The organism is uncultured Aquincola sp. (assembly GCF_964001545.1).
Classification (GTDB): domain Bacteria; phylum Pseudomonadota; class Gammaproteobacteria; order Burkholderiales; family Burkholderiaceae_C; genus Aquincola.
In genome coordinates, this window is sequence record NZ_CAXFDV010000367.1 from 1 (window position 1) to 7578 (window position 7578).

At 67.4% G+C, this 7578-nt stretch carries 9 protein-coding genes; 8 read left to right on the forward strand and 1 reads right to left on the reverse strand.

Annotated features, from left to right (window positions below; translation table 11 throughout):
* From ABNT58_RS12670 to ABNT58_RS12680, 3 genes are all read left to right on the forward strand, one after another.
* The coding region (locus tag ABNT58_RS12670) for a LysR substrate-binding domain-containing protein (protein ID WP_348753834.1) at window positions 1-228 on the forward strand (228 nt) is incomplete at its 5' end.
* Window positions 229-528: 300 nt separating this feature from the next.
* Window positions 529-1056, forward strand: coding sequence for a hypothetical protein (locus tag ABNT58_RS12675; RefSeq protein ID WP_348753835.1), 528 nt, complete (start codon window positions 529-531; stop codon window positions 1054-1056).
* 697 nt (window positions 1057-1753) lie between these two features.
* Window positions 1754-2671, forward strand: coding sequence for a hypothetical protein (locus tag ABNT58_RS12680; RefSeq protein WP_348753836.1), 918 nt, complete (start codon window positions 1754-1756; stop codon window positions 2669-2671).
* Window positions 2672-2692: 21 nt separating this feature from the next.
* On the opposite strand, the gene ABNT58_RS12685 is transcribed toward ABNT58_RS12680, so the two are convergent.
* Window positions 2693-3700, reverse strand: coding sequence for an AraC family transcriptional regulator (locus ABNT58_RS12685; RefSeq protein WP_348753837.1), 1008 nt, complete (start codon window positions 3698-3700; stop codon window positions 2693-2695).
* Window positions 3701-3841: 141 nt separating this feature from the next.
* Between ABNT58_RS12685 and andAc the strand changes: the two genes are divergently transcribed.
* From andAc to ABNT58_RS12710, 5 genes are all read left to right on the forward strand, one after another.
* Window positions 3842-5119, forward strand: coding sequence for an anthranilate 1,2-dioxygenase large subunit AndAc (gene andAc, locus ABNT58_RS12690; RefSeq protein ID WP_348753838.1), 1278 nt, complete (start codon window positions 3842-3844; stop codon window positions 5117-5119).
* Between the two features lie 2 nt (window positions 5120-5121).
* Window positions 5122-5598, forward strand: a complete 477-nt coding sequence (andAd, locus tag ABNT58_RS12695) for an anthranilate 1,2-dioxygenase small subunit AndAd (protein ID WP_348753839.1) — start codon at window positions 5122-5124, stop codon at window positions 5596-5598.
* A gap of 11 nt (window positions 5599-5609) precedes the next feature.
* Window positions 5610-5921, forward strand: coding sequence for an anthranilate 1,2-dioxygenase ferredoxin subunit AndAb (gene andAb / locus ABNT58_RS12700; RefSeq protein ID WP_348753840.1), 312 nt, complete (start codon window positions 5610-5612; stop codon window positions 5919-5921).
* Window positions 5918-7126 carry an FAD-dependent oxidoreductase gene (locus tag ABNT58_RS12705; RefSeq protein ID WP_348753841.1) on the forward strand — a complete coding sequence of 403 codons (1209 nt, stop codon included), beginning with the start codon at window positions 5918-5920 and terminating at the stop codon, window positions 7124-7126. Before andAb ends, ABNT58_RS12705 begins: the two co-directional genes overlap by 4 nt.
* A 27-nt stretch (window positions 7127-7153) precedes the next feature.
* Window positions 7154-7578 (forward strand): ABC transporter substrate-binding protein (locus tag ABNT58_RS12710; protein WP_348753842.1); only part of this gene is annotated, 425 nt, incomplete at its 3' end.

Here is a 7578-nt window from a genome sequence, read left to right on the forward strand (position 1 = left end):
CAGGCCCTGCGCCGCGCAGCCCTGGCCGGCCTGGGCCTGGCCATGCTGCCCGAGGTGATGGTGGCCGACGACGTGGCGCAAGGCCGGCTGCGACCGCTGCTGCAGCCCTACGCGCTGCCGCGCCGGCCGATGCACCTGCTGTACGCACCCGAGCGCCAGCGTTCGCCCAAGCTGCAGGGGTTCATTGCGTTTGCGCTGCGGGCGTTTGGGGCGGGGGTGGAGGACTGATGGTTGCAGGAGGAGGTTGTTGCGACTGGCCTGGCTAGGCGTGCCGATGGGGTCGAGGTTGAAGCGAACAGCGGCTAGCGCGTTACGCGTCCCGTGACCAGGAGCTTTAGCTGTGGGCGCTTTTTTCGGCAATTTAGCGAGCGTTTGCGCTTGGCAACCCTCTGAGGAAGCTCTGACGAGTCAAGCAGTTGCAGCGTCCAATCTGGGGGAGTTATTGTTGCGCAATCAGCCCTTCTTGAGCAGCAGTGGCTGTCTATCGAGAACGAGTTATGTCCCACACTCAACGATAAGGAGATACCAATGGGAATTGACTATCAAAATCTTGACGACGTCACTCGGAAACACATGGCTGATGAGGTGGCTCTCGGCAATCACTACATGAGCCCGAGGCTAACGGCTGCGGGTCTAGCAGCTTGGCCAGGGCTGCTTGCGAATGCTGTTGCGCGGGAAAACGACGACTGGCTTGCTGAGCAACTGTTGGCCCATGGTCATTTCCGCTCGGAGGAGTCGTACACGAGAAACGGGAAGCAGTTCACTCGTCGAATCAATCAAGAGAGTTCCGCTGTGCAACTGGCCGAGGGTGAGTTCAATCGCATCTATGTTCGAGCTCTTTGTATCCGAGCAACTGAAGCTGGGCAAGATCATCTTGTCGTCTATCGCGGCAAGGCTGTGGCTCAACCTCGGCCCGAATCGGAAGCCAAGATCGGCACTTCCGTTCCGGTCGTCGTCCTCTTGGAGGCTTTGCGCAAGAATGACTTCGTCACTATCGAGTCTGCTTTGGGTGTCCCAGGTGGCCCTAACTCAGGCTTGACTTGCAGGCTCCCATAGAGCGCTGGCTAGGCTGAACCTTTCGTTCCACCGGACTGGTTCAAGCCGCCGGTGACCGCCGATGTCGAACGCAAGTGATCATCCGAGCACTTGACCCGACGATGCCCCCGCCTTCCAGGAGCTGCGACTTTTCGCTCTGGATGAGAGTTCTTCGCCGTTGCAAGAACGAGGAAGAGCGTGATGGAGCTGCTCAACAGGTCGAAGTCTTTGTCGCAGGGTCACCCGAAAGGACTATCTGTGGCTGCATTGCAACCAACCTACTTGTCGGGTTTTGCAGTGTCGATCGAGATCAAGGTCTCGGGGAGCGTGCCGCCTCTTGCCTTAATAAGGGTGCTCAGTTGATCTGATTGTGGCGTTGGAGCCGGCAAACGGACATGGCCATCAAAGGCCAGTACGCCAGCGACTGAGGCACCAGGCATCGGCCAGCCGCTGCGCCTGCGCTCCGCATGGTCGGCTCAGGCCCGCGTCAGTCAGGCGACAACGGCATGGGAGCGCTCGGCGAGCGCCGGGCGTGGACGATTGACCGCGCCCGGCCAGGTCGCCTGCAATGCGCCAGTCCAGGGAGGGGTCGATGGTGTCGAGCCGGCGGAAGAGATGGGTGTGGCTTGCCTTGCTGCTGAGCGCATGCGGGGTTGCCTGGCTGCTGACGCGACCGCCAGCGCCCCGCCCGCCGCTGGTCGTGCGCAGCCCTGGCCCGGTGGACACGGGCATCTGGCCGCCCGCCGCGCAGACGCCGGTGTTCGAGCCGATCGCCGCTGCCTCCGAGCCCGCGCCTGCAGTGCCGCCCGCGGCCGCACCGCTGGACCCCGGCCTGCGCCAGCGCAGCGAGTGGCTCGCCCGCCTGCGGCTGTCGACCAACCTGCGTGCGCTGTTGAACGAGGCGCAGGCGCGGCCGGCAGTGGGCGGGCTGGTGCTGGCGCAGCGGATCGGCACCTTGTGTGGCACGGCGCAGGAGGCGAAGGACCTTCACGCCATGCTGCCCGCCATCGACGTGAACCACCCGCTCTATGGGCGACACCAGGCGGCGGTGGAGCGGCTGGAGGCCTGGTGCGGTCCGGCGGTGGGGCCGGAGAAGGACGCCGACTTTGCGGTGGCCCACTACACGAAGCCCGGCCAGCCCGACCCCTTGTTGAACGTGTTGAACGACCTGGTGTTTCAGCGGCGCGACCGTGAAGCAGCGCTGGCAGACGCCTTGAACCGCTTCGACCCCGCGTATGCGCGCGTCCTGCTGCCCGTCAGCAGGCCCGAGAACGATCAGCCCGCCGCGGTGTGGTTCAACGGCGAGCGTTACCCGCTGCAGGGCGGCGACGATGCCGGCGTGGCCCTGTCCAACAGCCCGTTGCTGGTGGAGTGCGCCTTTGGTGCCGTGTGCAACAGCGCGGACGACGCTGAACTGGCCCTGAAGTGTGCGCAGAACCCGATGTACTGCGCCGCCACCAACCGCCAGGAGCTGGTGGCGCTGATGATCTACGACGACCTGGACCGTGACCCGCAGCTCACGCATGCGCAAAAGATGGCCAGGGCCACCGCCTTGCTGGCCCGCGCGCAATCGATGGCCGACGAGATCGTGCGGCAGATCCAGGCGAAAAACGTCGCGGCCTTCATGCCACGTTGAAGGCGCGGCCCCACGGCCCGCTCAATGCCCCGCACGCGCCTGCGTCTGGCTCGGCACCTCGCCGAAGCGGGCCTTGTAGTAGCTGGCGAAGCGGCCCGCATGCGCAAAGCCGAAGCGCAGCGCCGTCTCCGTGACGGTGGCCTGCGGATGCAGCGCCAGGTGGCTGCGTGCGGCCTGCAGCCGGCGTTCACGCACCCAGGCCATGGGCGACAGGTTGTGCACCTGCGCGCACAGCTCATGCAGCGTGCGCACGCTCATGTTGCCGGCACGGGCCAGGTCTTCCAGGCTGATGGGCGCACCCAGGTGGGTGTCGATGTAGTGCATCACCGCTTCGATGCGCTGCGACTGGCGGCTGCCGCCGGGGGCGGTGCCACGCTCGGCTGCTGGCGGCTCGGCCGCAGGCGCGCTGCCCGCGGTGCGCGCCTGCGCCGCCACGAACATGGCCACGCTGCGCTCGAAGTGGGTGAGCCAGGCCGCGCGCATCGGCGTATCGGCGGTGAGTGACATCGCGCCCAGCAGGGCCTCGGTGTGCAGGTCCCACAGCGCGGTGTGCTCGCGCGGCAGCACATGGCCGGGGCCGATGTCCACCGGCTGGTCGGGCTGCATGCCGGTGACTTCGCGCAGCAGGTTGTGCGGCACGCGCACGATGAGTTGCGCGGTGCCCGGCTGCCAGTGCAGCCGCACGCCGCGGCGTGCCGGCAGCACGGCCGAACGACCTTCGGCGATGTAGAGGCGCTGGCCTTCGGTCTCGACCTCGAGCCCGCCCACCAGCGAGGTGTGCACCAGGCAGAAGTCGTCGAAGGGATGGGGCGTGACCTCCACCTCGGCGCCGTACTTGAGCATGTAGACGTGCAGGTGCTCGGTGCGGCCCTTGTGCATCACCGCGTCGGGCGCGCCGCGGCGCCAGCGCAGGGCATGGTCGGCCAGTTCGCGGGCCACGTGGTCGTGCACGGCCACCCGTTCGTCCGACCGGAACAGGCACTGCGCGGTGAGAGGCGAGAGCGCCTTGCTGCTGAGGGTCAGGGGCATTTGTGGTGCGCGGTCGGGTGACGGTGAGCCAATTTCGCAAGAACTGGACCGACTGTGCGCGAAGTCTGCCAAAGCTGGATAGCTGTGGCATTCCCGGGTCTCGACACTGAACAGCGTCAAGTCACGCAAGAGGTGAAGCCCATGGCGGACACGCCGATCCAGGAACGCGCGCCCAGCGAGCGGTCCATCTCCTTCCCGCAGGCAGACGGGTCTTCCGTGCCTTATGCGGTGTTCAGTTCACAGGCGGTGTACGACCGCGAGCAGGAGCGCCTCTACCGCGGCCCGTACTGGAGCTTCGTCGCGCTGGCCGCTGAGCTGCCCAACGTGCACGACTTCAAGAGCACCTTCGTGGGCGATACGCCGGTGGTGGTCACGCGCACGGCCAACGGCTTTGCCTGCTGGGTGAACCGCTGCGCCCACCGCGGTGCGATGGTGTGCCGCGAAAAACACGGCAACGCGGCCAGCCACACCTGCGTGTACCACCAGTGGGCCTACAACTGCGAAGGCGACCTGCAGGGCCTGCCGTTCCGCCGCGGCATCCGCACCGACAACGGCACGCTGGCCGGCATGACCAAGGCCTTCAAGCCCGAAGACCACGGCCTGCAGAAGCTGCGCGCCGTGAACTACAAGGGCCTGATCTTCGCCACCTTCAGCGACGAGGCGCCGCCGATCGAAGACTACCTGGGCCCCGAGATGAAGCCCTGGGTGGACCGTGTGTTCCACAAGCCCACGGTGTACCTGGGCTGCACGCGGCAGTACAGCAAGAGCAACTGGAAGCTGTACTTCGAGAACGTGAAGGACCCCTACCACGCCAGCCTGCTGCACCTGTTCCACACCACCTTCAACATCTTCCGCGTGGGCATGCAGGCGCGCTCGCTGCCCGATGCCAAGCACGGCCTGCACAGCCTGATCACGGTGACCAAGCCGCCGGTGGAGTCGGACACCGCGGCGGCCTACAAGCAGCAGGACATCCGCTCGATGCAGGAAGGCTTCAGCCTGGAAGACGGCTACCTGCTGGGGCAGATCAAGGAGTTCGAAGAAGACTGCACCAACCACATCCAGCCGATCTTTCCGCAGCTGGTGATCCAGCAGATCCACAACACGCTGGTGGCGCGGCAGCTGCTGCCCAAGGGGCCGGGCAACTTCGAGCTGGTATTCCATTTCTTCGGCTACGAAGACGACACGCCCGAGCTGCGCGAGATGCGGCTGCTGCAGGCCAACCTGGTGGGGCCGGCCGGCTACATCAGCATGGAAGACACCGAGGCCACCGAACTGGTGCAGCGCGGCACCGTGCGTGATGGCGACAAGGTGTCCTTCATGGGCATGGGTCTGGACGCCCCCGACGAAACGCGCACCAACATCACCGAAAGCCTGATCCGTCGCTTCTGGGCCGGCTATCAGAAGGCCATGGGGTACTGAACATGGACCAGCAACTCATCCTGTGGCTGGAGCTCAATGCCCTCCAGCAGCGCTACGTGCACCTGCTGGACAGCGGCCTGCTGGAGCAGTGGCCCGAGCTGTTCACCGAAGACGCCGAGTACAAGATCATCAGCAAGGAGAACGACGACCGCGGCCTGCCGGCGCCCATCGTCTTCTGCCGCAACCGGGCCATGATGCGCGACCGCGTGGTGGCCACGCGGCACGCCAACATCTACGAGGCGCACACCTACCGCCATGCGGTCAGCGGCCTGACGATCGAGAAGGTCGACGGCGACGTGGTGGAGACCACCTCCAGCTACATCGTCGTCAACACCGGCCTGGCCGGTGATTCGGTGGTCTACCAGGCCGGCTGCTACCGCGACACCGTGGTCAAGGTCGATGGCCAATGGCGCTACCGCCGCAAGCATGCGGTGTACGACACCTCGCGCGTGTACACCCTGCTGGCCACGCCCATCTGAAGGAGCCCACCATGAGCCAATGGCAGGACGTGGGCGAAACCGCCCAGTTCATCGAAGAAGAACCGCGTGCGGTGATGGTGGCCGGCGAGCCCGTGGCCGTGGTGCGCCTGGGCGACGAGTTCCTGGCCGTGCACGACATCTGCACCCATGAAGTGGCCCGGCTGTCCGAAGGTTTCGTGGAAGACGGCTGCATCGAATGCCCGCTGCACCAGGGCCTGTTCGACCTGCGCACCGGTGCCGCCCGCAAGGCACCGTGCGTGACGCCGGTGCGCATCTACAAGACCCGCGTGCAGGGCGATCGACTGGAAGTGCAGGCGCCATGAAGCGCGTCGTCATCGTGGGCGGCGGGCAGGCCGGCGGCTGGGCGGCGCACACGCTGCGCAGCGAAGGCTTCGATGGTGCTATCACGCTGGTGGGCGAAGAGCCGCACCCGCCGTATGAGCGCCCGCCGCTGTCCAAGGCGGTGCTGGCCGGCACGGCACAGCCTGCCAGCACGCACCTCTTTCCGGCCGACACCTGGGCTGGCCTGAACCTCGATTGGCGGGCCGGTGCACGTGCACTGCGCATCGACCGCGACAGCCACACGCTGCACCTGGAGGGCGGCAGCGCGCTGCCCTACGACCGGCTGCTGCTGGCCACCGGCGGCCGGCCGCGGCGGCTGCCGGTGCCCGGCATGGACCTGCCGCAGGTGCACACGCTGCGCACGCTGGAAGATGCGGCGCGCCTGGGCGCCGCGCTGCAGCCCGGTGGCCGGCTGCTGGTCATCGGTGGCGGCTGGATCGGCCTGGAAGTGGCGGCCACCGCCCATGCGCAAGGCCTGGCGGTGACGGTGATCGAAGCCCGGCCGCGCCTGTGTGAACGCAGCGTGCCCGCCGAAGCCTCGGCGTTGCTGCGCGCGCTGCATGCGCGCCATGGCGTGCGCGTGCTGCTGGGCAGCCAGGTCGAAGCCATCACCGAAGCCGAAGTCGGCGTCACGGTGCGGCTGCAGGACGGCAGCGAACTGGCCGGCGACACCGTGGTGGTGGGCGTGGGCCTGGTGCCCAACGACGAACTGGCCCGCGAAGCCGGCCTCACCTGTGCCGACGGCGTGTGCGTGGATGCACAAGGCCGCAGCAGCGATGCCGACATCTACGCCGCCGGCGACGTGGCCCGCGCGCCCAACCCCTGGGCCGGCGACGCGGTGCGGATGGAGTCGTGGCAGAACGCGCAGCACCAGGGCATTGCGGTGGCCCGCGCGATGCTGGGCCAGCCGGCCGAAGCGCCGCCGCTGCCCTGGTTCTGGTCCGACCAGTTCGGCGTCAACCTGCAGGTGTACGGCGTCTACCGCCCAGGCTGCCACGCGGTGATGCGTGGCCGGCCCGAGGAGGACCATTTCCTGCTTTTCCACCTGCACGAAGGCCGGGTGATTGCGGCCCTGGGTGCCAATGCCGCGCGCGACATGCGGCTGGCGCGCCGCCTCATCGAATCCGGCCAGCCGGTGGACCCGGCCGCACTCGCCGACCCCGATCGTCCCCTCAACCGCCTCTGACCTTCCATCCCTCCGGAGTTGCCCACCATGCGTCCTCAAGCTCTTCTTCGCGTCGCCGCCGCCGCGCTGGCCCTCGGCGCGGCCGGTGTCTCCGCCCAGACCCTCAAGGTGGGCGCCGCGCTCGACCTGTCGGGGCCGTTTGCCGGTCCCGGCGCCGAAGTGCGCGACGGCCTGCAGCTGGGCCTCAAGCTGCTGGGCGGCAAGCTCGGCGGCCAACCGGCTGAGCTGCTGGTGGCCGACACCGCCGGCAATCCGCAGCAGGCGCGCCAGGTGGTCGAGCGCTTCCTGCAGCAGGACAAGGTGAACCTGTTCACCGGCCCGGTGGCCAGCAACGTGGCGCTGGCCGTGGCGCCGCTGCTGGCCGTGGCCAAGGTGCCCTACCTCACGCCCAATGCCGGCCCCAGCCAGCTGGCCGGCGCCCAGTGCAGCCCGTACTTCTTCGGCGTGAGCTA